This is a genomic window from Nocardia sp. NPDC051750, assembly GCF_044453135.1.
GTDB lineage: Bacteria > Actinomycetota > Actinomycetes > Mycobacteriales > Mycobacteriaceae > Nocardia.
This window is the reverse complement of record NZ_JBITCK010000001.1, coordinates 1349759-1372731: the sequence shown is the minus strand read 5'-3', so window position 1 is coordinate 1372731 and position 22973 is coordinate 1349759. Positions and strand designations below refer to the sequence as shown.

Annotated in this window: 22 protein-coding genes; 11 read left to right on the top strand and 11 right to left on the bottom strand. The window is 68.4% G+C overall.

What is annotated here, in order from left to right:
- Window positions 1-47 precede the first annotated feature (47 nt).
- The 6 genes from ACIA75_RS06095 to ACIA75_RS06070 all read left to right on the top strand — a co-directional run bounded on the left by ACIA75_RS06095 (window position 48) and on the right by ACIA75_RS06070 (window position 4397).
- Window positions 48-857 (top strand): LmeA family phospholipid-binding protein, encoded by an 810-nt coding sequence (locus ACIA75_RS06095; RefSeq protein ID WP_397100392.1) that lies wholly within the window; start codon window positions 48-50, stop codon window positions 855-857.
- Complete coding sequence (locus ACIA75_RS06090) at window positions 854-1309, top strand: thioredoxin family protein (RefSeq protein ID WP_397100390.1); 456 nt, start codon at window positions 854-856, stop codon at window positions 1307-1309. The genes ACIA75_RS06095 and ACIA75_RS06090 overlap by 4 nt, the downstream gene beginning before the upstream one ends.
- A gap of 456 nt (window positions 1310-1765) precedes the next feature.
- On the top strand, window positions 1766-2257 hold the full coding sequence (locus ACIA75_RS06085) for a DUF4395 domain-containing protein (RefSeq protein WP_397100388.1): 492 nt from the start codon (window positions 1766-1768) through the stop codon (window positions 2255-2257).
- Window positions 2258-2289: 32 nt separating this feature from the next.
- Complete coding sequence (locus tag ACIA75_RS06080) at window positions 2290-3123, top strand: sulfurtransferase (protein ID WP_357244349.1); 834 nt, start codon at window positions 2290-2292, stop codon at window positions 3121-3123.
- 5 nt (window positions 3124-3128) lie between these two features.
- Window positions 3129-3434: a DUF1416 domain-containing protein gene (locus ACIA75_RS06075; protein ID WP_397100385.1), complete on the top strand. Its 306-nt coding sequence runs from the start codon at window positions 3129-3131 to the stop codon at window positions 3432-3434.
- Between the two features lie 219 nt (window positions 3435-3653).
- Complete coding sequence (locus ACIA75_RS06070; protein WP_397100383.1) at window positions 3654-4397, top strand: FABP family protein; 744 nt, start codon at window positions 3654-3656, stop codon at window positions 4395-4397.
- Window positions 4398-4764: 367 nt separating this feature from the next.
- On the opposite strand, the gene cydC is transcribed toward ACIA75_RS06070, so the two are convergent.
- From cydC to ACIA75_RS06045, 5 genes are all read right to left on the bottom strand, one after another.
- Window positions 4765-6570: a thiol reductant ABC exporter subunit CydC gene (cydC, locus tag ACIA75_RS06065; protein WP_397100993.1), complete on the bottom strand. Its 1806-nt coding sequence runs from the start codon at window positions 6568-6570 to the stop codon at window positions 4765-4767.
- Between the two features lie 122 nt (window positions 6571-6692).
- A complete protein-coding gene (locus ACIA75_RS06060) occupies window positions 6693-8756 on the bottom strand; it encodes an ABC transporter ATP-binding protein/permease (RefSeq protein WP_397100381.1) in 2064 nt (687 codons plus the stop codon).
- 6 nt (window positions 8757-8762) lie between these two features.
- Window positions 8763-9797, bottom strand: coding sequence for a cytochrome d ubiquinol oxidase subunit II (cydB, locus tag ACIA75_RS06055; protein ID WP_397100379.1), 1035 nt, complete (start codon window positions 9795-9797; stop codon window positions 8763-8765).
- Window positions 9798-9806: 9 nt separating this feature from the next.
- Window positions 9807-11276, bottom strand: a complete 1470-nt coding sequence (locus ACIA75_RS06050; protein ID WP_397100377.1) for a cytochrome ubiquinol oxidase subunit I — start codon at window positions 11274-11276, stop codon at window positions 9807-9809.
- Between the two features lie 172 nt (window positions 11277-11448).
- A complete protein-coding gene (locus ACIA75_RS06045) occupies window positions 11449-12369 on the bottom strand; it encodes an aminodeoxychorismate lyase (RefSeq protein WP_397100375.1) in 921 nt (306 codons plus the stop codon).
- 146 nt (window positions 12370-12515) lie between these two features.
- On the opposite strand from ACIA75_RS06045, the gene ACIA75_RS06040 reads away from it, so the two are divergent.
- The 5 genes from ACIA75_RS06040 to ACIA75_RS06020 all read left to right on the top strand — a co-directional run bounded on the left by ACIA75_RS06040 (window position 12516) and on the right by ACIA75_RS06020 (window position 16182).
- On the top strand, window positions 12516-12917 hold the full coding sequence (locus ACIA75_RS06040) for a sterol carrier family protein (protein ID WP_397100373.1): 402 nt from the start codon (window positions 12516-12518) through the stop codon (window positions 12915-12917).
- 65 nt (window positions 12918-12982) lie between these two features.
- Window positions 12983-14098: a YgfZ/GcvT domain-containing protein gene (locus ACIA75_RS06035; RefSeq protein WP_397100371.1), complete on the top strand. Its 1116-nt coding sequence runs from the start codon at window positions 12983-12985 to the stop codon at window positions 14096-14098.
- Between the two features lie 36 nt (window positions 14099-14134).
- On the top strand, window positions 14135-14854 hold the full coding sequence (locus ACIA75_RS06030; protein WP_397100369.1) for an MOSC domain-containing protein: 720 nt from the start codon (window positions 14135-14137) through the stop codon (window positions 14852-14854).
- Entirely contained in the window at window positions 14851-15816 is a 966-nt protein-coding gene (locus tag ACIA75_RS06025) for an asparaginase (protein WP_397100367.1), read from the top strand. The genes ACIA75_RS06030 and ACIA75_RS06025 overlap by 4 nt, the downstream gene beginning before the upstream one ends.
- 162 nt (window positions 15817-15978) lie before the next feature.
- On the top strand, window positions 15979-16182 hold the full coding sequence (locus tag ACIA75_RS06020; RefSeq protein ID WP_397100365.1) for a DUF3073 domain-containing protein: 204 nt from the start codon (window positions 15979-15981) through the stop codon (window positions 16180-16182).
- Window positions 16183-16448: 266 nt separating this feature from the next.
- Here ACIA75_RS06020 and ACIA75_RS06015 read toward each other — a convergent pair whose 3' ends face one another.
- The 6 genes from ACIA75_RS06015 to ACIA75_RS05990 form a co-directional block, all read right to left on the bottom strand.
- On the bottom strand, window positions 16449-16700 hold the full coding sequence (locus tag ACIA75_RS06015) for a hypothetical protein (RefSeq protein WP_397100363.1): 252 nt from the start codon (window positions 16698-16700) through the stop codon (window positions 16449-16451).
- Window positions 16701-16799: 99 nt separating this feature from the next.
- On the bottom strand, window positions 16800-17879 hold the full coding sequence (gene purM / locus ACIA75_RS06010; RefSeq protein WP_397100361.1) for a phosphoribosylformylglycinamidine cyclo-ligase: 1080 nt from the start codon (window positions 17877-17879) through the stop codon (window positions 16800-16802).
- Window positions 17880-18103: 224 nt separating this feature from the next.
- Window positions 18104-19696, bottom strand: a complete 1593-nt coding sequence (purF, locus tag ACIA75_RS06005; protein WP_397100359.1) for an amidophosphoribosyltransferase — start codon at window positions 19694-19696, stop codon at window positions 18104-18106.
- 359 nt (window positions 19697-20055) lie between these two features.
- Window positions 20056-20550 (bottom strand): hypothetical protein, encoded by a 495-nt coding sequence (locus ACIA75_RS06000; protein WP_397100357.1) that lies wholly within the window; start codon window positions 20548-20550, stop codon window positions 20056-20058.
- An 89-nt stretch (window positions 20551-20639) separates the two neighbouring features.
- The gene (locus tag ACIA75_RS05995; RefSeq protein ID WP_397100355.1) at window positions 20640-21242 is read right to left on the bottom strand and encodes a lysostaphin resistance A-like protein; all 603 of its coding nucleotides are present in this window, start codon (window positions 21240-21242) and stop codon (window positions 20640-20642) included.
- Complete coding sequence (locus tag ACIA75_RS05990) at window positions 21239-22957, bottom strand: alpha/beta hydrolase (RefSeq protein ID WP_397100990.1); 1719 nt, start codon at window positions 22955-22957, stop codon at window positions 21239-21241. The genes ACIA75_RS05995 and ACIA75_RS05990 overlap by 4 nt, the downstream gene beginning before the upstream one ends.
- Between the last annotated feature and the right edge of the window lie 16 nt (window positions 22958-22973).

Here is a 22973-nt window from a genome sequence, read left to right as displayed (position 1 = left end):
TCGGAGGCGGCGCTGGGGAAACAACGGCGTCTACTAGGGTGCATGGCATGCGGAAGCTCATCATCGGACTACTCTGCCTGGCCGGCCTGGCAGTGGTTGCCGATTTCGGGGCGGCCGCATATTCGGAGTACCGGGTATCGCGATCGCTGCGGGTGGGCGCCGAACTGAGCGCCGACCCGGAGGTCACTTTCCACGGTTTCCCGTTCCTGCGTCAAGCGTTCGAGGGCCGCTACGACAATATCGAGATCAATGCCGACAGTGTGCGGGCCGATATCCCGGGTGAGATCGCACTCGAGGCGACCCTGCACGGTATGCGGCTCCCGCTGAGTGATCTGGTCGACGGCCGGGTGCGCAGCCTGCCGGTCGACCGGGTGGATGTCCGGATGCGCGTCGCGCCGACCGAACTCGGCCGCCTGTTCGGTATCCCCGATCTCGAGGTGCACTCGCGACCCGCGGACAAATCCGACGGCACGGGCGGTTCGGGTGGTTCGGGAATGACCACCGCCGGTGCCCTGGTGCTGACCGGAACGCTGCCCGCGGCACCCGGTGGACAGCAGGGCGCGAGTTTCACCGGAGAACGGGTGAGCGTCGCGGCCGAACTGCTGCTCGACGGTGATCAGGTGCGCATCGTGGCCACCGGCCTCTATTCCGAGGAGATCTCACCCGTACCGTCGCAACCGGTGGTCGACGACGCGGATATCCCGGCGGTGCTGGCAATGTTCACCCGTACCATCGATACCAAGGAACTTCCGTTCGGCATCCGGCCCACCGAGGTCACCGCTCTGGGCGGCCATATCGTGGTGGAGGGCCGGGGCGAAGATGTGACGATCGACCTGAACAGATTGCGGCGACCATGATCGAGATAACCATCCTTGCGGTGATGCTGCTGGCGGGGCTGGCAGTCGGCCTCTACCTGCGGCACCGCGAGGGCGCGGTACGTACGGCTCCGGTCACGCTGGATCGCGATGCCGCCGACCGCGACGATCTGCTGCTGGCCGCCGGAGTAACCGGATCGGGCCCCGCTGTCCTGCACTTCTCGGCCGACTGGTGCGGACCGTGCGCCGCGGTGCGCCGGGTGGTCGCCGACGCCACCGGTGACCTGGCCGATTCCGCCCAGCCGCCGCGGGATATCGAGATCGATATCGATGCCGACCCGGCCCTGGCCCGGGCCCTGAACGTGTTGTCACTGCCCACCACCTTCGTCTTCGACGCGGAGGGCCGGGAGCGGTTCCGGATCTCCGGCGTCCCCAAGACCAGCGACCTGCGCAGTGCCTTGACTCCGTTGACAGCCGGCTCAGGGGCACACTGAGCCGTGTCTGTCGCGCCCCCCGGCGTCGCAGGGATAGGGGCCCTGGCAACCCCGTTCTTCACTTCTCCGCTCCAGAACCGGGCGGGCCGGTTGACCGACCTCGGAGGCGCCGAAAGCCGACTCGTAGAAGCCCGGCTTCGATCCGGCCGGCCGGGTCTCGCGGGCTCGGACTCTCGGCGGCTCCGGCTGGTAAGGCCCCTGACCAGGTGATTGCCCCCTACCCATTGGATCCGCGGCGGGATTGGGTAGACTGCCCGATGTGCAATCCCACCGCGAGCTGATGCTCACCCGTCGCCGCACAGTCGATCTGTGCCGCCTCGGTGGTTGTTGCTGCCTGTGCCGCTGAGCGGTCGGGTCATTTCCTGACGCCGACCACGGTTCGTCCGCGCGAGCGATCTCATCCCCCGGCGAACCGGCCGAAATCCGCCGAACAGTTCGAGCGCAGGAGTTTCGTTCATGTCCTCTACCACCACATCCGGAAGCGGCCCGGGGCTCGCGGCCGGGCATGATGTCCGCGGCCCGCGCTTCGTCGCTTGGGTCACCACCGGGGTCCTGGTCGTGGTACTGTTGCTGGCCGCGGTCGCCCCGCCGGCCGCCGCGGTGCTCATCGCGGTGCAGGCCGTGGTGTTCGCGCTCGGCGCGGCACTCGGGCCGCGTCGTCATCCGTACGGCCTGATCTACGCCCGGCTCGTCGCACCGCGCCTGGGCCCGGTCACCACGACCGAACCCACCCCGCCGCTCCGGTTCGCCCAGCTCCTGGGCTTCGTCTTCGCTGCCGTCAGCCTGCTGGGTTTCCTGCTCGGCACCTCGGTGGTGGGCGGCGTTTTCGCCGGGTTCGCCCTGTTCGCGGCCTTCCTGAACGCCGCGTTCGGCATCTGCCTCGGCTGCAAGCTGTACCCGCTGGTCACCCGGCTGGTCCCCCATTCCCTGTCCACCGTATCGAACTGAACTGATCGCTAGTCACCACTGAAAGGAAACAAATGGCTCGCTCCGATGTCCTGGTCTCCGTCGACTGGGCCGAAGAGAATCTCAAGACCCCCGGCGTCGTCTTCGTCGAGGTCGACGAGGACACCACCGCCTACGAAGGCGGACACATCGAGGGCGCCGTCCGGCTCGACTGGAAGAAGGACCTGCAGGATCAGGTTCGTCGTGACTTCGTGAACCAGGAGCAGTTCTCCACGCTGCTCTCGGAGCGCGGGATCGCCAACGACGACGAGGTGGTCCTCTACGGCGGCAACAACAACTGGTTCGCCGCCTACGCGTACTGGTACTTCAAGCTGTACGGCCACAACAACGTCAAGCTGCTCGACGGCGGACGTAAGAAGTGGGAGCTCGACGGGCGCCCCCTGTCGCGCGACGAGGTGAGCCGCCCGGCCACCCAGTACAAGGCCGCCGAACCGGACAACACGATCCGCGCGTTCCGCGACGAGGTCATCGCCGCCATCGGTACCAAGAACCTGGTCGATGTGCGCTCCCCCGACGAGTTCTCCGGCAAGATCCTGGCTCCCGCGCATCTGCCGCAGGAGCAGAGCCAGCGGCCCGGCCATATCCCCAGCGCGATCAACGTGCCGTGGAGCAAGGCCGCGAACGAGGACGGCACCTTCCGGTCCGACAAGGAACTCGCCGAGATCTACGGCGACGCCGGCCTGGACGGCAACAAGGACACCATCGCCTACTGCCGGATCGGCGAGCGTTCCTCGCACACCTGGTTCGTCCTGCAGGAGCTGCTCGGCCACCAGAACGTCAAGAACTACGATGGCAGTTGGACCGAATACGGTTCGCTGGTCGGCGCACCTATCGAGTTGGGAGAGTAACCACCATGTGTGCAGCACCTACCCAAGGTCAGGCCATTCCGGCCGGCGTCGATGTGGAGAAGGAAACGGTCATCACCGGCCGCGTTCTCGGCACCGACGGCGAGCCCGTGGCGGGCGCGTTCGTGCGGTTGCTCGACGGCAACGGTGATTTCACCGCCGAGGTCGTCGCCTCCGGAACCGGTGACTTCCGTTTCTTCGCGGCGCCGGGCGCCTGGACGCTGCGGGCACTGTCGTCGTCGGGTAACGGCACCTCCGAACTGCGGCCCGAGGGCCCCGGCATCCACAACGTGGACGTCACGGTCGCGAAGTAGCAGCAAGCCACACAGCCCAGAACCGGCCTCCCCGCGAGCCGGTCCTGGGCTGTTCTGCGTTCCGGGGGCCCGGACACCCACCCGGGGGGTTGAAGAGGGTGATCCGGCGCTGGCTAAACTCCCTACTGTGGTCCTCTTCTTCGAGATTCTGCTGATCGCCGTATCGATCCTCATCGGATGGTTCGGCCTGTACGTCTTCTACCGGCTGTTCACCGAATCATGAGTGGTCTCGCGAGCGAGGGTCCCGATCCGGCCGAGCGAGCGAGCGACACCACGAACGGCGAACCGGCGACCGAGACCTCCGCACAGAACGGAAACGGCCGGTCGGCGGGGGATCAGCCGCATCTGAGCGGCGATCGGGCGGTGGCCGACGCGGCCGAACGTGCCAAGGAGACCGCCGGTCGTAATATCCCGGTGCTCCCCGATCTTCCGCTGCCCGACGATACGGCGAATCTGCGACTCGGCCCCGATCTGAATCCGGCCATGCTGGCGCTGCTGCCGATGGTCGGTGTCTGGCGCGGTGCGGGCGAGGGCAACAATCCCGAGCGCGGCGACTACCGTTTCGGGCAGCAGATCGTGGTCTCCCACGACGGCGGGGATTTCCTGAGCTGGGATTCACGCACCTGGTTCGTCGAATCCGACGGTAGTTACGGCGGTCCGGACCTGCGGGAGAGCGGCTTCTGGCGCGTCGGCATCGAAGGCAACGACGAGGTGCTGGAATTGCTGCTCACGCACAGCACGGGCATCGTCGAACTGTTCTACGGCACCGCCCTCACCCAATCGTCCTGGGAACTGGCCACCGATGTGGTGATCCGCACCCAGACCGGCGCGGTGGTGGGTGGCGCAAAACGTCTCTACGGCATCGTCGAGGGCGGCGATCTGGCCTATGTGGAAGAGCGCGTGGTGGCCGATGGACCGCTGCAGCCCCGCCTCTCCGCACGCCTGCAGCGCTATATCGGCTGAATCCCTTCCCGGCGCCCCGGCACGCTCACATGCCGATCGGGGGCCGAGCAGACGACGCTCCGCCGAAGGACCGGCGAGCACCGTGCTCCGCCGCCGGCGTGGCCGGCCGGGACGCTCCGCTGCCGGAAACGGAACGACCCCCGAGCCGTATCGGCGCGATCCTCGGTACGGGTACCGAGGATCCGCGGCCGATCCCGATCGGACAGATCGGGGACTCGGGGGCCGGGTGGCTGCCTGGAATTCGCTCAGCACATACGGGTGAACGGGTTCCGTGCACAGCCGGCTTCAGCGCTCAGCTGACAGCCACCTCACGCGTCCGTTGAATTTCCATTCGTTGGATCACCTCCTTCCTTGTGTACCGACGAACCTAGCCGCGGGAGGCCGGAGTCGGCAACGGAATTTCGTCGACGGCGTAATGGGTGGCCGCCCCATCCGGAAAAGCCGCCCTGACTTGGCCGGATTCATCGACGGTGATCACCAGCCCGGCCCGGTGACCGGCCGGGAGCTGGTGAGTGACCACCACCACATCGCGGCCGGGTGCGACCAGTCCGCTGCCGGTATCGAGCAGAGCGCGCAACAAGCCGGCGCCGTCCGCGGCGTCCAGATGCTCGGTGGGCTCGTCGAGCAGGAGGGTCCGGGCGGGCGAGACCAGGGCGCGCGCGAGCAGTATCCGCCGCCGCTGTCCACCCGATACGGCCGCGGCACCGCCGGGCAGATCGGTGTGTACACCGTCGGGCAGGCCGTCCAGCCAATCCCCCAGTCCGACCGCCCGCAGGGCCCGCTCGGCGCCGGCCGGGTCCAGGTCGCCGCGGGCCACCCGCAGGTTCTCCAGCACACTGGTGCCGAACAGGTGTGCGTCCTCGGCGAAGAACCGCACCTCGTCGTCCGGGACATCGAACAGTCCGGCCCAGGCCATCAGCAGGGTCGTTTTCCCCGCGCCGCTCGGACCGACCACAACCACCCGCGATGCCTGCGGGCGTTCCGGAATCTGCCATTGGCCGTCCCCGACCCAGCCGATCACCACCCCGTCGGCGCGGCTGTCGGCGTACGGGAAGGGGTGCGGGTCCCCGCCGGTACCGAACCGTTTGCGGGTGTCGGCCGGTGTGGTCGCGGTGCCGGGACCCGACGTTTGCGGTGCGAGCGGCTCGCTGTGGCCCGGCGCGACGGCACGCAGCCGATGCAGCGCCGCACGGGCAACCGTGAGGGCCTGCGCGGCAGCGGGGAGTGCGCCGGTCGCCTCGAACGCGGAGAGCGGCAACAGCACGAGGACTGCCAGCGCCATCGGCGTCATCGCCCCCGGGTTTCCCGCATCGGGACCGTAGAGGGTGATCCCGATGAGCAGGGCGGCAAATACGCTTACTCCGGTCGCGAGCGGTGTCGCGGCCGCCGCCCAGGCATTACGCCCGGCGGCGCGGTCCTCGGCCGCGAGCACCCGATCGCCGGCCGCGACGGCCGTCGCGAGCGCGCTGTCCAGCTTCCCCGCGACGCGTAGTTCGGCGGCGTGGTCGAGAACGGTGAGCGCGTGCGCGGTGAATTCCGCCCGGTCCGCCCGGGCCGCCCGTTCGGCCCCGGAGGCTGCCCGCGCGGACAGCCACGGCGCGACGACGCCGGAGACGACCAGCGCGACGGCCAGGACGCCGGCGGCCGCGAATGAGATGAAGGCCAGCATCGCGACAGCCGCCGTCGCCAGGACCAGGGCCACCGCGATGGGTACGAAGGTACGGACCACCACGGCGCCGAGGTCGTCGATATCGGTGCCCGCGCGGACCAGCACATCACCGCGACGCAGCCGGCCGGGCCCGCCCGGGCCGCCGGGGAGGGTGGGTGCGGCGACCCCGCCCGGTCCGGGTGTGTCCAGCGCGGAACGGCGGGTCAGCCACAAGGGCGCGCGCGCGAGAGCCCGGTAGACCGAGGTGCGCGCCGCGGTCATCGAACGCAACGCCACATCGTGGGTGGCGAGCCGCTCCAGATAGCGGCACAGTCCCCGCGAGATCCCCAGCGCCCGGACCGCGACCACCGCGACCGTCAGGTCCAGTACGGGCGGCATCTGCCAGGCCCGGGCGATGAGCCAGGCCGCGAGTGCCGCGAGCCCGAGCCCGCTGCCCAATGCCAGCACTCCCCAGGCAACCGCCGCCACCAAGCGCCGGCGGGGGATCTCGAGCAACTCCCACATCTGCCGGGTGTCGCGCACCAGCAACCGGATCCGCGCCCAGCGGCGCCGCGGCCAGGATGTGCCCGCGACCCCGCCCGGCCGGGACCGGCCGGCCGGATGGCGGGTAACTGTGCTTCGGGATTTCATCTCGGTATTCGGTGGGTCGACGGTAGCGTGACGATCTCGTCGGCGGCGGACAGCAGGGCGGGGCGGTGTGCGACCACCACCACAGTGGCGCCCGTGCGCGCGAGAGTGGTGAGCGCCGCCGCCACCGCGACCTCGCTGTCGGGGTCCAGATGGGCGGTCGGTTCGTCCAGTAGCAGGATCGGCCGGTCGGCGGCGAGTACCCGGGTCAGGGCCAGGCGCTGCCGTTGGCCCAGGGAGAGCCCGACCCCACCGGACCCGACCACGGTATCCCATCCGGCGGGCAGCGCTTCGAGCACGGCGTCGAAACCGGTTACCGCACAGGCGGCGTCCAGTTCACTGAGCACCCGGGCCGCACCCCGTCGTGACGAACCGGCGACGGTGGCACCCAGCAGTTCGAGGTTCTCCCGCAGGGTGCCCGGCACCAGGACGGGGCGTTGCGGAAGCCAGGCCAGGCGGTCCCACCACTGGTCCGCGGGAAGCTGCCGGATATCGAGCCCGTCGACGAACACTGCGCCCCGGGTGGGCTCGAGCAGACCCAATATCGCCTGCAGCACAGTCGATTTTCCGCTGCCGTTGGGCCCGGTCAGCGCGGTGACCCGACCCGGTCGCAGCTCGGCGGTCAGGCCGTCGGGCGCCGCACCGTCTCTGGATTCGACTGTCAGGTCGCGTAATTCGATAACACCGGCGCGGGACGTATGGCCGTTCGCGGTTGCGTACGCCCCCGGCTCGCCCGCTTCACTGGCAGTAGACGAACGCCGGACTTCCTCGCCGCCGCCACGTGAGTGCGGCACTTCTTCGTCGCCGATACCGATCACCCCCGCCGGGAATCCCGCGGTGCCACCGTTATCCGGTGCCGGACCTGCCACGTTGCGAGCCCCGGCCCCGCCTGTCGAGTGGCTCCCGGAGGGGTCCGATTCCAGCGTCGGGGGGCGCTCCGGGTCGAGGATCGCGAAAGCCTTGTCCGCGGCGGCCATACCGTCCTGCGCGGCATGAAAGCGCTCGCCCACCGTTCGCAGCGGCAGGTATACCTCGGGCGCAAGGACCAGCGCGACCACACCGGCATACAGGCTCATATCGCCGTGCACCAGGCGCATCCCGATCGCCACGGCGACGAGCGCGACCGACAGGGTCGCCAGCAGTTCCAGCACCATCGAGGAGAGGAACGCGATCCGCAGCGCGCTCATCGTGCGCCGGTGCAGTGATTCGCCCAGCTCCCGGACCCGGCCGCTCATGCTGTGTCGATCGGGCCTGAGCGAGGGCCCTCCGTGGTGACGCTCCGCTGCCGCCTCCGGGCCCGACTCGCTCATGCCGTGTCGATCGGGCCTGAGCGAGGGCCCTCCGTGGTGACGCTCCGCTGCCGCATCCGGGCCCGACTCGCTCCCGCCGGGGTCCGGGGTGCCGGTCTCCCGGCCGAGCGCGCGCAGGGTCGGCATCCCGGCGAAGAGGTCCAGCAGCTGGTCGGACAACCGGGTGGTGGCGTCCAGGGTGGCGCGGGCGCGGCCCTCGGTGAGCAGGCCGATGAGGATCATGAAGATCGGGATCAGCGGCAGGGTGATGATCACGATGATCGCCGAGGTGAGGTCGTGGGCCGCGATCACCGCGAGCACCACCGGCGGCACCAGTACCGCGAGTAGCAGCGCGGGCACGTATCCGGTCAAGTAGGGACGTAATCCGCTGAGCCCGCTGCTCACCACGACGGCAATTTCGGTGCGGCGGGTTTCCAGCTCACGCGGCGGGAGCTCGGCGCCCTTCGCGAGGACCGCCTGTTCCAGTTCGGCGACAACGCGGGCACCTGCCCGGTGCGCGATCCGTGACTGCCACCAGGTGGCCGGCCCGCGCACGGCGACCGCGGCCGCGAGCAGGATCAGTTCGGTCGCCCACGCACCGGCCGTGCGCTGCCCGGGATCGGTGATGACACCGGCCAGCACTCGTCCCAGCAGCACGGCGGAGGCCACGATGGCCACCGTGGTCACCAGCGAGAGGCCGACACTGAGCGCCAGGTAACTCCGGGCCGAGTGTGCGTACCGCCACAGGCGTGGGTCCACAGGCGGGCGGGCCATCGCTGGTCACTCCTCGGTTGCGACGCGGGGGGAAAGCCCGATTCCGGGCGGGATCTGCTCGACACTAATGCGTTTGCGGAAAACCCAATACGTCCAGGCCTGGTAACCGAGGACCACCGGGGTAACCATCAGCGCCGCCCAGCTCATCACTTTCAACGTGTACGGGGTGGACGACGCGTTGTCGACCGTCAGGTTGAAGGCCGGATCGATGGTGGAGGGCAGTACATCCGGGAACAGGGCACCGAACAGCAAGGCAGAGGCGGACAGCACGGTGAGCGCCGTCCCGGCGAAGGCCCAGCCGTCACGTCCGGCGAAGAGCGCCGCCGCCCCGGCGAGGAGCCCGAATACCGCCAGCGCCACCAGAATCCAGGTCCAGCCGGAACCGTAGGCGAGCTGGGTCCAGAGGCCGAAACCACCGACCGCGGCCGCCGTGGGCCCCAGCAGCAGCTTGGCGATACGCACGGTGTCCGCCCGGACCTCCCCGGCAGTCTTGAGCGCGATGAACACCGCGCCGTGCAGAGCGAACAGCAGCCCGGTGGTGAGACCACCCAGCAGGGCGTACGGACCGAACAGGTCCGCGACGGCGCCGGTGAACTGCTTATCGGAATCCAGCGGCACCCCGCGCACGATATTCGCGAAGATCCAGCCCCACGCCAGTGCAGGGACCCAGGAACCGATGCCGATGCCGAGATCGCAGCGCGCCCGCCAGCGCGGGTCGTCGATCTTGCCGCGGTATTCGATCGCGCAGATCCGCAGAATCAACGCCACCAGCAGGAGCAGCAGCGGGAAATAGAAGCCGGAGAACATACTCGCGTACCACTCCGGGAACGCCGCGAACAGCGCGCCACCGGCGGTGATCAACCAGACCTCGTTGCCGTCCCATACCGGCCCGATGGTGTTGAGCACTACCCGCCGCCGATTATCAGATCGCTTTCCGAGGATCGGCATGAGCATCCCGACCCCGAAATCGAAGCCCTCCAACACGAAGTACCCGGTGAAGAGCACCCCGATCAGTACGAACCAGAATTCCTGCAGTTCCATCCCCGGCTCCTAGTAGGCGAACGAAAGCTGCTCGGCGGCAGGTTTTTCCGCGGTGGGCCCACCGTCGGCCGACTCGTCGTGCGGCTGTTCGGGACCTTCCCGCACATAGCGGCGCATCAGGTAGAACCACACAACGGCGAGCAGCCCATAGACCACGGTGAAGGTGATCAGCGAGATCCACACTGTCGCGGTCGCGTGATCGGACACGCCGTCCTGCACCATCAAGCGCAGGTCTTGGTCCCCGGTCGGATTGGGTACCACCACCCAGGGCTGCCGCCCCATCTCGGTGAAAACCCAGCCGGCCGAATTGGCCAGGAACGGTGCCGGGATGGCGAGCAGGCTCAACCAGGAGTACCAGCGTTTATCGGGTACCCGGCCGCGTCTTGTCATCCAGAATCCGGCGAATACGAGCAGCGCGGACCCCGCGGCCAGACCGATCATCGCGCGGAACGACCAGTAGGTGACGAACAGGTTCGGCCGGTAGTCGCCGGGCCCGAACTTCTCGTTGAATGCCTGCTGCAGGTCGACGACACCCTCCAGCTCCACCCCCCTGAACTTGCCTTCGGCCAGCCAGGGCAGCACGAAGGCCACCTCCAGCACATGCGTGACACTGTCGCAGTTGTTGTGTGTCCCGACGGTGAGGATCGAGAAGTCCGGATCCACCTCCGTATGACACAACGACTCCGCCGAGGCCATTTTCATCGGCTGCTGTTCGAACATCAGCTTGCCCTGGACATCGCCGGTGTAGACCAGCGCGACACCCGAGATCACCGCCACCAGCAGCGAGACCCGCGCGGCCGGACGCCACATGCTGCGGGCCTCGGCCAGTTTTCCGGGATCACCGCTGCGCGCGTTGCGGACCATCCACCAGCCGGCGATACCGGCCACGAAGGTGGCGGCGGTGAGGAACGATCCCGCCACCACGTGCGGGAACGCCGCCAGCGCGGTGTTGTTGGTGAGAAGTTCGACGATGCTGGTGAGTTCGGCCCGGCCCGTTTCCGGGTTGTACCTCGCGCCGACCGGATGCTGCATGAACGAGTTGGCCGCGATGATGAAGTACGCGGAGGCGTTCACTCCGATCGCCACCATCCAAATCGTGCCCAGATGCACGAGTTTCGGCAGCCTCGACCAGCCGAATATCCACAGCCCGATGAAGGTGGATTCCATGAAGAAGGCCACCAGCCCCTCCAGGGCCAGCGGCGCGCCGAAGACATCGCCGACGAACCGCGAGTACTCGCTCCAGTTCATCCCGAACTGGAATTCCTGCACGATTCCGGTGGCGACACCGAGCGCGAAGTTGATCAGGAAGAGTTTGCCGAAGAACTTGGTCAGCCGGTACCAGTGGTCTTTACCGGTGATCACCCATGCCGTCTGCATCCCGGCGACCAGCGGCGCGAGGCCGATCGTCAAGGGTACGAACAAGAAGTGATAGACGGTCGTGATGCCGAACTGCCATCGCGAGACATCCAGGGCGTCCACACCGAACCTCCTGTTACTACGACATGTCGTAGTACAAGATTACGCACCGAACCAGCCGAATCAATGTGTCCACCGCCACGACATGCCCGGCAATCCCGCAACAATTCCCGGCCGCAAACAACCCGCCGGGTCGGCAGGGCCCCGACCTCGCGGATGCGGCGCCGGAACACAGCTACCAGTCCGCGATGGTCCCGGTCCGCTCGATCCCCCGGTTCACCATATCGCTGATCTCCGCGGCCGAATCCGACGCCGACATCCGCACCCCGTCCAGCGAATTCACCCGCGCCGCCAGAGTCACACTGCTCAGCATCCAGATGCTGTCGCAATCGAACAGATCGGCGCTGAACAACGGTTCGTAACGGCAGTCGTAGCCCTTGCGCTCGGCCTCGGCGTAGAGCGCCCGCTGGGTTATCCCGGGCAGGATGCCGTTCTTCGCGGGTGGAGTGATCAACTGCTTGCCCCGGGCGATCACCACAGTGGACCGCGGTCCCTCCAGCACCCGGTGTTCGGTGCTGGTGAAAATGACGTCGTCGGCACCCATTCGGGCCGCGAACCGCAGCGCGGCCATATTGGTCGCATAGGAAAGGGTTTTCGCGCCGAGCAACTGCCAGGGCGCGGCTTGGGCGAGGTCGATCGAGATACCGCGGGTCAGCGTCACTACCGCGACACCGTCGGTTCTGGCCGCGGCCACCCGCTCCGGTAACGCGGTGACCATCACATAGGTCGTCGGCACCGGAACCGCCTCGGACAGGTCACCCGAACGCACCGCCGACTTCGGGCCACCGAGCGCACTTTCCCGGCCGCGGGTCAGCACCAGCCGCATGACCCCCTCTGCCTCGGCGCCCCATTCCTTGGCGCCGGTCTCCATTGCCGCGCGCCAGCGGGCCAGATCGGGCTCGGGTAGATCGAGTGCCTGCGCGGAACGGCGCAATCTGGCCAGATGGAAATCGAGCGCACAGACCGTGCCACCGCGGACCAACGCCGTCTCGAATATTCCGTCCCCGCGCAGGACGCCGATATCGTCGGCATACAGCAACGGCTGGTCCGCGTCGCGGACCTCGCCGTCAAGTGTTACAAGAACTCGATCCACCATGGCCACGAGCGTAGGCCAACACCGGCCCCCGTGGCGGGCAGAAAAGCAGGCAGGCTCCACAGTGTCGGTGCCCCCTTGTCTCCAGGTCGCCGGTTCCGCGGTCGGGTGATCGGCGATTCGGCCGGGTCCGGCGTTAAGGTCCGATGATGGCTCGACGGACCGAAATCGACCCGGCGGCGGTGCGTTCGGCGGTGGCCGCGGTGCGCGCGTGGCTGCTCGACGACACCCGGCCGGCCCCGGCGCGAACCGAACTGGCCGCCGCGGTCCGCGGTACCGCGCGCGCCTTGGCCGCCGCGGCGCCGGGGCATTCGGTGGAGGTCAGGGTGCCGCCGTTCGTGGCCGTCCAATGCGTCGAAGGCCCCCGGCACACCCGCGGCAATCCGCCGAACGTGGTGGAGACCGATCCGCGCACCTGGTTGCTGCTGGCGACCGGCCTACAGGAATTCGCGACGGCGGTCGCCGCGGGCACGGTCGACGCGTCGGGCGGCCGCGCTCCCGAAATCGCCCGGTGGCTGCCGCTGGTACCGCTGCGTCCCGACCGGGAGTGACTCGAATCGCCTGGTGAACACCCCGACCGTGCGCGCGGGCGGCAACAGCTCCTAGAGTGGAAGCCGTGTCCGTGGTCGTCGCACCCAGCCCTGTCCTTGCTGTACCGGGAGCCGTCGCCGCTGTGCCCGGGTCTCCCGATGCCTCCGTTCCCTGGCATTACGGTGATCCGCTCGGCGAACAACGCGCCGCGACCGAACGGATCGCGATCGTGGATCGCTCCCATCGCTTCGTCGCCACCATCACCGGCGCCGAACGGCTGAGCTGGCTGCACACCGTCACCAGCCAGCACATCGCCGAACTCGCCGACGGGCGCAGCGCGGAGAACCTGGACCTCGACCTCAACGGCCGGGTCCTGCATCATTTCGTCCTCACCGAACTCGCGAGCACCGTGTGGATCGATACCGAGGCCGAGCGGGGCCCCGGCCTGCTGGATTTCCTCACCAAAATGGTGTTCTGGGCCGATGCGCAGCCACGGGAGGAGTCCGGCTACGCGGTGCTGAGCCTGCTCGGCCCGCTCGCTCATACGCTGACGGCCGCGCTGGGCCTGGATCGGCTGCCCGAGACCTATCAGGCGCTCCCCCTCGCGGGCGGCGGCTTCCTGCGCCGGATGCCCTGGCCCACCGCGGACTCGTTCGACCTGATCGTCCCGCGCGACCAACTGATGTCGTGGTGGACCGAACTCACCGCCGCCGGTGCGCAACCGGCCGGTTCCTGGGCCTACGAGGCGTTGCGCGTCGCCGCGGCCCGCCCCCGGATCGGCGTCGATACCGACGACCGGACCATCCCGCACGAGGTGAACTGGATCGGCGGACCCGACGAGTACGGCGCCGTCCACCTGGACAAGGGGTGCTATCGCGGCCAGGAAACCGTGGCCCGGGTGCACAACCTCGGTAAGCCACCGCGCCGCCTGGTCCTGCTGCACCTGGACGGCTCCGCCGACGAACGTCCCGCCCCCGGCGATCCGGTGACCGTGGGCGGCCGGACGGTCGGCGTGCTCGGCACCCTCGTCGACCACTACGAGCTCGGCCCCATCGCGCTGGCGCTGATCAAACGCAATATCCCGGCCGACACCCAGCTCACCGTGGGCACGGCAGCCGCCGCAATCGACCCCGACTCGGTGATCGCCGACGACAGCCCCCAGCCCGGTCGCCAGGCCATCGAACGACTCCGCGGCCGCTGACCCGCCACCGAGCACATCGATCCGAGAGGAGCACCGATGCGGGTTGGGGATACCGGCCGGGTGCTGGCCGTCTGCGTGGTGCACGCGGAACTGGAGGTGCCGGGCCGCGTCGGCCGCAGCGCCATCGACAAACGCCCGGTCGCCGGACCTGTCCGGGCCCACCGGCTCGGCCTCGAAGGCGACCATGTGTGCAACACCCGCGACCACGGCGGGGTGCACCAAGCCGTCTACGGCTACGCCGAAGAGGACGCCCTGAACTGGTCGGCCGAACTGGGCAGGGAATTGCCCGCCGGCTGGTTCGGCGAGAACCTGCGGATCGCGGGGCTCCCCCTCAGCGATGCCGTCCTCGGTGCGCGCTGCGCCATCGGTAACGCGGTGTTCGAGGTCAGCGCGCCGCGGGTGCCGTGCGCGACATTCGGGCACTGGTCGGGCGAGCGGCAGTGGGTGCGCCGGTTCACCCAGCGCGCGAACACCGGATGCTATTTCCGGGTCCTGACCGAAGGCAGTATCGGCGCCGGTGACCCGGTCGAGGTGGTGTACGTACCCGACCACGGCATCACCGTCCGCGATGTCTTCACCGGCGCGGATCCCCGCCGGCTCGAACTTCTGCTCACCGCGGAACCCACCGTCTCCGAGGAGATCCGCGCCCAGATCACCCGCCACGCGAAGCGCCGCACCGCGGTGAACCAGGCCGACGGACACGGCGCCCCGGGAGCAGCCGCGACCGCCCCTGCCGGGACGGAGGCGACCCGATGAGCGTCGACCTGGTCGAGGTAGTGCGCTCCGGTTTCCGGGAATGCGTGCACCGGGGATCCGTGGTGATCATCGGGCCGGACGGGGCACCGGCCTTCGAGGCCGGTTCGGTGCACGTCCCCATCTATCCCCGGTCAACCAACAAACCGCTGCAGGCGCTCACCCTGCTGAAGTTCGGCTTCGACCCGGTCGACGAGGCCGAACTCGCTATCGCCGGTGCCTCGCATTTCGGCGAACCCGGACATATCGAACTGGTCGAACGGCTGCTGGGCCGCTTCGGGTTCCGCGAGGACGATCTGGCCTGCCCACCCGATCTGCCGATGGACGAGAAAACCCGGGCGGGTGTGCTCCACCGGGGCGAAGAGCCCGCCAAACGCTATATGAACTGCTCCGGCAAACATGCCGCCATGCTGGCCACCTGCGCAGTGAACGGGTGGCCGACCGCCGGCTACACCGACCCCGGCCACCCCCTGCAGCAGGCCGTCTCGGCACAGGTGATCGCACTCACCGGCGAACCGGAAACGGATCTGGGAATCGATGGGTGTGGGCTGCCCATAGTGCCGGTCGCACTGGTCAACCTCGCGCGTGCCTTCTCGGCCTTGGCCACCGCCGCGCCGGGCACACCCGAACGCCGCATCGCCGACGCCATCCGCGCGGAACCATGGGTGATTTCGGGCACCAACGGACCCGATCTGCTGGCCATGCGGGCGGTCCCCGGACTGCTCTGCAAGATCGGCGCCGACGGTGTGCACGCGGGCGCGTTGCCGGACGGCAGTGCCTTCGCCTACAAGATCGATGACGGCGCGGACCGCGCCAGAATCCCGCTGACCATGGCGATTCTGCAGCGTATGGGGGTTCCGTGGTCGGCGGCGCTGACTGAGCTGGCCGCGCCCGCGGTACTCGGCGGCGGCAGCCGGGTGGGTGTGATCCGCGCCATATCGGAGGCTCTGGCGACTAGCAGCTGAGCGGCGAAACATCGGCAAACCGGTCGGTCGATCCGGCCGATAGCCGACTCGTGGGAGCGCGACGGCCGGACACGCGCTAAAGTGTCTGTCAGGAAGATATTAATTCGAACGGGGCCGCCACCAATCCCCAGGCCGCCCCGCTGTGACGCGAGGGGGTCAGCCATGGGCCGTGGCCGGGCTAAGGCAAAGCAGACCAAGGTCGCTCGCGAGCTGAAGTACAGCTCGCCGACGACCGACTTCACGAGCCTTCAGCGCGAGCTATCCGGTAGTGACAACGCCCGGCGCGGCGGTGTTCTGTCGGACGAGCACGACGCGGACGACTCGTTGTCCAAATGGGACGACGACACCGACGACTGGCGTCGCTGACCAGGTGCACAGCTCGGGGAGGCCGATGAGCCTCCCCTTGGCCGTTAACGCCGGTTCGCGCCGTTCCCCGCCAGCCGCGCGGTGGATGACGTGAACCGGCGATCCGGTCCGGTCGGCACCCGGCAGTAACGTCGTCTCCTGCACACTGTGTACCGACGGTCCGCCCAGCGGGCCGTCGGCGCACAATCGCCGCCTGTTTCTCGCCTCTATGGGTAATCGACAAGCGGTAGGTTCGGGCGCGTACCGACCGATCGGCGTGATCATCTTCAGGGAATTTCGGCGCCGGTCGCAATCTCATCGGCTGGGCCCAGGTCGTACACATACGGCCGTTCGCCCTTGCGGCTCACCCACCCACCCTCAGGTGGAAAATCCCTGACCTGCGTCGTCGAAGGACGGCTCGTCACCTCCGCGGCGTCGCTCACCGCCCGGCCGAAGCCGGGCAATCGGCGACGCCAGATATCGAGGCCGGCCCGCGTATAGGACGGGAACCCGTGCCCCTGCCCGTCGCAGACGAACATAGGTCAAACCGTCCACGCACCACCGGAATCGCACACCGGGCATCACGCCGTTCTCGCCCACGACCCCGATCCCCTGCTGCCGGAGGCGATGCCGAAAATTCAGAAGCGAGGATGGTCACCCACGAGGACCGCGCGCGTCGCATCCGCATCCTTCGCCTTCTTCACACTGCCCAGCGTCCAGCATTCGATATGCCGGGCGGTGAGCACTGCCAGGGCTCGGTCGACATCCTCCGGAGCCACCACGGCGACCATCCCGACGCCCATATTGAACGTCTTCTCCATCTCCGCGCGATCGACCCGGCCGCGCTGGGCGATCAGTTTGAACACCGGCGCCGGGCTCCACGAGCCGCGATCCAATTCGGCCACCAGACCGGGCGGCAGCACTCGCGCCAGGTTCGCCGCCAAACCGCCTCCGGTGACATGCGAGAACGTGCGGACGTCGGTCTCGGCGATGAGCGCGAGGCAGTCCTTGGCGTAGATCCGGGTCGGCTCCAGCAATTCCTCACCGAGGGTGCGGCCGAATTCCTCCACATGGCCGGTCAGCGACATGCGGTCGATCTCCAGCAGCACCTTGCGCGCCAGGCTGTAGCCGTTGGAATGCAGACCGGAGGATCCCATGGCTATCACCACGTCACCGGGGCGTACCCGATCCGGTCCGAGCAGCTCGTCGGCCTCGACCACGCCCACGCCGGTGGCCGACAGGTCGTAATCCTGGTCGCCCATCATCCCCGGATGTTCGGCCGTTTCACCGCCCAGCAGTGCGCAACCGGCGCGGACGCAGCCGTCGGCGATCCCGGATACGAGTTCGGCGACCCGCTCCGGCACCACTTTGCCGACGGCGATGTAGTCCTGCAGGAACAGCGGTTCGGCCCCGCACACCACGAGGTCGTCGACAACCATCGCCACCAGGTCCAGGCCCACCGTGTCGTGTTTGTCCATGGCCTGCGCCACGGCGATCTTGGTGCCGACACCGTCGGTGGAGGAAGCGAGCAGCGGCTCCCGATAGCTCTTCTTCAGAGCGAACAGCCCGGCGAACCCACCGAGACCGCCCTGCACCTCGGGGCGGGTGGCTTTACGCGCGAGCGGGGCGAACAACTCGACGGCCCGATCACCGGCCTCGATATCCACGCCGGCTTCGGCATAGGAGGCACCGGCACCGGTAGCGTTCTGCTCAGTCATTGTCGGGGGAAGCTCCAAACCGAATCCGCGGATAATTTGCCTGGTAAGAGTCTATGGCGCGGCTGCCGCGCGCGGTGTTCCGGGATGTGTTTCATGCCTGCCGGCCGAGGTCACGGGCTCCGGCCCACAACGGAGCGCAGCGCGAGCTTCGCGAGCCGCCCGCTGGTGACCGCACTGCAGAATGCCCGCTGGTCACCTCTGCGGACCAGCGGGCCGACCACACGTCACCCGCGGCTGAGGGCGCTGGCGTTGGCGTTTTCGGTGAGCAGCGCTGGGGAGCGGCCGCCGAATTCCAGGAGATTCTTGCCGATGGCGGCTTCGGTGGGCAGCGGAATCGGGTAGTGGCCGTCGAAGCAGGCGGCGCACAGGCGGGAGCTGGGCTGATCGGTGGCGGCGATCATCCCGTCGAGCGAGATGTAGCCGAGCGTATCGGCGCCGATGGACCGGCGAACTCCCTCGACCATGTCGCGCATTGCCGCGGGGTCGACAGGCTCCCCGGTGGGGCCGTCCGGGTCGGTTCCGGCATTGTTGGCGACGAGTTCGGCGCGGGAGGCGAAATCGATACCGTAGAAACACGGCCACTTCACCGGGGGTGAGGCGATCCGGACATGGATCTCGAGCGCGCCCGCCTCGCGGAGCATCCGGATCAGGGCCCGCTGGGTGTTGCCCCGGACGATCGAATCGTCGACCACGATCAGCCGCTTACCGCGGATGACCTCGCGCAGCGGATTGAGTTTCAGCCGGATACCCAGTTGCCGGATGGTCTGGCTGGGCTGGATGAAGGTGCGGCCCACATAGGCGTTCTTCATCAGCCCCTGCCCGTAGGGCACACCCGAGCCCTGGGCATAACCCACCGCGGCCGGGGTACCGGATTCGGGGACCGGGATCACCAGGTCGGCGTCGACCGGATGCTCGGTGGCCAGGCGGCGGCCGATCTCGACCCGGGTCGCATGTACCGAGCGGCCGGAGATGGTGCTGTCCGGGCGGGCCAGATACACGTATTCGAAGACACAGCCCTTGGGTTCGGGGTTGGCGAACCGCAGTGATCGCACGCCGTCTGCGTCGATGGCGAGCAGTTCACCGGGTTCGATCTCCCGGACGAAGGAGGCGCCGACGATATCGAGGGCGGCGGTTTCGCTGGCCACCACCCAGCCGCGCTCCAGCCGGCCCAGCACCAGCGGGCGCACACCGTGCGGGTCGCGGGCGGCGTAGAGCGTGTGCTCGTCCATGAAGGTCAGGCAGAACGCGCCGCGCACCGTGGGCAGCAACTCCATGGCCGCCTGTTCGATACTCGAATCCGCGGACGCGTGCGCCAGCAGGGCGGTCATCACATCGGAATCGGAGGTCGCCGAGACAGCACCGGGACGGTGTGGGCTCACCAGCCCGAGTTCACGCGCGCGGTCGGCCAGTTCGGCGGTGTTGACCAGATTGCCGTTGTGCCCGAGCGCGAGACCGGATCCGACGGTGGTGGTCCGGAAGATCGGCTGGGCGTTCTCCCAGGTGGTAGCGCCGGTTGTCGAGTACCGGCAGTGGCCGATGGCTACATGACCGGGCATGGCGGCGAGGGTTTGCTCGTCGAATACCTGGCTCACCAGGCCGAGATCTTTGAAGACCAGCACCTGCGAACCGTCGGAGACGGCGATACCGGCTGCCTCCTGGCCGCGGTGCTGTAGCGCATACAGGCCGTAGTAGGTGAGTTTGGCCACGTCCTCCCCCGGAGCCCAGACTCCGAAGACTCCGCATTCCTCGCGAGGCGGGTTCTCCGTCTCCTCGGTTGCGGTGGGATTGCTGAGGGCCGATCGATCGGCGAGGGTCACCGTGCGCTCCCTGGTCGGGCGGGTGTGGGGGCACTCGACATTCTACGGGTGCGCGACCGCGAAGCGGCAGCGGATCAGCAGTCCGGCAGCAAGCGCGGTCGTACCGGTCGAATACCGATCCCAGCAACCCCGCACCGGGTCCCGGCAACCGCGGGCCGGCAAACCGTCACAACCAGTTGACCGGACGTTCACCTGCGGAAACAGGGTTCGGCCACGATATGTACGACCCACGCAGGATTGATGGATCGGCCCGCCGGCCACACCGCTGCCGACCGCCGCACATAAGCCGCGCGCCCCCTCCGGCGCAACGTGGGCGATATCACCCGCCGCAGCACTCCGGGCGCAACCACCGGTTCGGATCAGCGGGCGCGGCCGGGCAAGCGGCCGTTGGGCGGCAGATAGCCGTCCACCTCGGCGCCGAGATCCTTGGCCGCCGTCGCGATATCGGCCGCGGCGAGTCGCGCCGTGACCACCACCGGGCTCCCGGCCGTGACCCGGCGGTTCCAGGGCGGCGAGAATTCCAGGTCGAGCCCGATCCGCAACTCCACCGCACCGGGGACCGGCGTCGCGGTGAAACTCAGGTTGGGTTCGGTGAAAACCAGCCGGGCAGGGCCGGGCGGCGCATCACCGGACGGTTGCGCCTCGGCGGCGATACGCCGTAGCCATTCGGCCAGGTCGACCGCATCGTCGAGGGTCAAAGCCTGCCAGCGGAAAGACCAGTTCCCATCGGGGCAGTTGGCGGTACCGGCGATTATCAGCCAGCTGTACCGGATTCGCGGATCGATATGGTCCGGAAACTGATATCCGGCAACAGAGAGTTCCACACCGTACCCGTCGCTGTCGATCAACCTCACCGGCGCAGTTTGTCACTTTCGGGACGCCCGCGCCCGCTGGACGCGATCAGTCGCGGAACTACACCTCACAAAACAGACCCGAGGCCACTTCACAGCCGGGACATCAGGGCACCGCCGGCGTTCACCGCCCAGTGCGGCAGGGCGGGTGCGGTGGCGCTGCTCGTCCACCGGCGCAGGGCGCCGAACACGAGCCCGGCGGCGCCGGTGAACACCACGGTGACCAGGATGTTGTCGCCCGCGGCGCGGGCCGGAAATACATGCCACAGACCGAAGGCCGCGCTGCCCAGGAGTGCACCCGCGCAAGTCCCGAATTCCGTGTCCAGCAGGGGATCCAGGGTGCCGCGGAAGATCAGTTCTTCGGTATAGACCGTACCGAGTGGGATGTGCAGCGCCACCCATTCCAGCGTGCCCACGTCCGCGGCGCGATCCTCGGCGCCGGCCAGGGAGCGGCGCACCGCCGGCACCGCGACTGCCGCCGTGTACGCGGCAGCGACGACCGCCGCACAGCCGAGGCCGATCCGGGTTCCGGGCCCGGACAACCAGTTCGGGCGACCGCGGAACACCAGCGCGTAGCCGGTAGCGGCGACAGCGTTGGCGGCAGTGCGACCGCGGTGGTCCAGTGCCAGGCGCGGCAGCAGCCAGTTGTTCCACAGCAGCGGTAGGCCCACCGCGGCGACAACCCGGATTCTCATTTCACCTCGCGCTCGTAGGCTTCGTACGCTTCGATCTCCAGTCTGATCCGTTCCGCCAGTTCGGGATTCCAGTCCGGTGGCCGGGTGACGGCGGCCCAGGCATCCATGACCAGACTGCCGTAGCGGTGCCCGTGTCCGTCACGGACGCCCTGCGCATTGGTGAGGTCCGCCGTGACCTGCCAGAAGGTGACCAGCGGCGCCCAGCGCATCCGCGGCGAGACATCCGCGCCGCGCGGTTCGGATAGCCAATCCGGCTGGGTCAGGGCGAGATCCGGTGACCACCAGACGATCGGGTCGGAGGCGTGCTGCAGGTAGGCGATCCGCGGTTCCCGCCATTCCGGGCCGGGTGCGGCGAGATCCGCGGCGTCGTCGGCGAACCGGATCACCAGGCCGTCGGCGTACACCGGCTGGGTTTCCGAGGTTCCCGGGTCGCGCCGGCTGACGAACTGCTGCCACAGCCGGTTGGAGTTGGGCGGGCCCACCCAGAGCGCACCGTCGACTTTCGTGCGCAGGTCCGCCAGGCCGTCGAACGCGGCTTCCGAGCCCTGGGAACCGAGACTTTCGCCGTATACCAGCAGCTTCGGCCGGTCGTCGGGTGCGCGGGTCCGGGTCCGGTCGTACACAGCGTCGAAGAGTTCCCGGCCTGCCCCCGCCGTCTTGTCGCGGTCCGCCAGGAAGGACAGGGCGCTGGGCAGGTACGAATATTGGGTGGCCACTATGGCGGTATCGCCGCCGTACATGTACTCGATCGAGTTGGCCGCCATGGAGTTCACCCAGCCGGTGCCGGTGGTGGTGACCACGACCAGCACCTTGCGATCGAAGGCGCCGGTCCGTTCCAGTTCTTCGACAGCCAGCTCGGCCTGGCTCTGCTCGGTGTGGGCCACGGATTCGAGTCCGATATAGGCCCGGATCGGTTCGCGGGCCGGACGACCGGTCACCCAGGAGATCCGTTCCGCGCTGGGGCCGTGCGAGACGAACCAGCGGCCCTCGAAGCCGAGGGTGTTCCAGGGCGCCAGCGAATCCGGGCTGCCGGAGCGTTCCGGGAGCTGGGGTTGCACGGCATATTCGGAGGTGTGGTCGTTGCGCACGCTGAACGCGGAATTTGCCGCGGCGAAGAAGGCCCGGGTGGCCACACCGTTGAACAGGGTCACCACCAGCAACACCAGCACCAGCGCCCCGGCCGCCGGCGCCAGTTCCCTGGGTACCCGGACCCAGCGATTCAATTCCCGGGCGAGAAACAAGATGATCTCGCGGACGGTCCGGTACGCGGCGACGACGATTATCCCGATGGTGAGACTCAGTCCGCCGGTGCGCAGATACGCCGGGGTGGTGGTTCCCTCCATCCCCATCAGCGCCGCGATCTCGCGCTGCCAGTGCGCGGACTGTACGAGCATGTATCCGGCGCTCAGCACCGCGCTGATCAGTACCGCGGATTTCAGTGCGTAACGGGTCCAGGTGGGCGGGGCGGGAATCCGGGTGAGGCGGGGCCGGATCCACAACCGGAACAGCCATTCCAGCAGGCATCCCACCCCGTACCCGATGGCCGCGTTGATCCCGCTGATCAGGCCCTGGAACATCCAGTCACGGGGAAGCAGCGACGGTGTCACCGACAGCGCGAAGAACACCGTCGCGACCACCAGGCCCACATAGTTCAGGTCGATGATCCGCTCGGTGCGCTTGACCACCGCGACACAACGCGACCGCAATCGGGTCATCGTGTCGGCGGTTTCC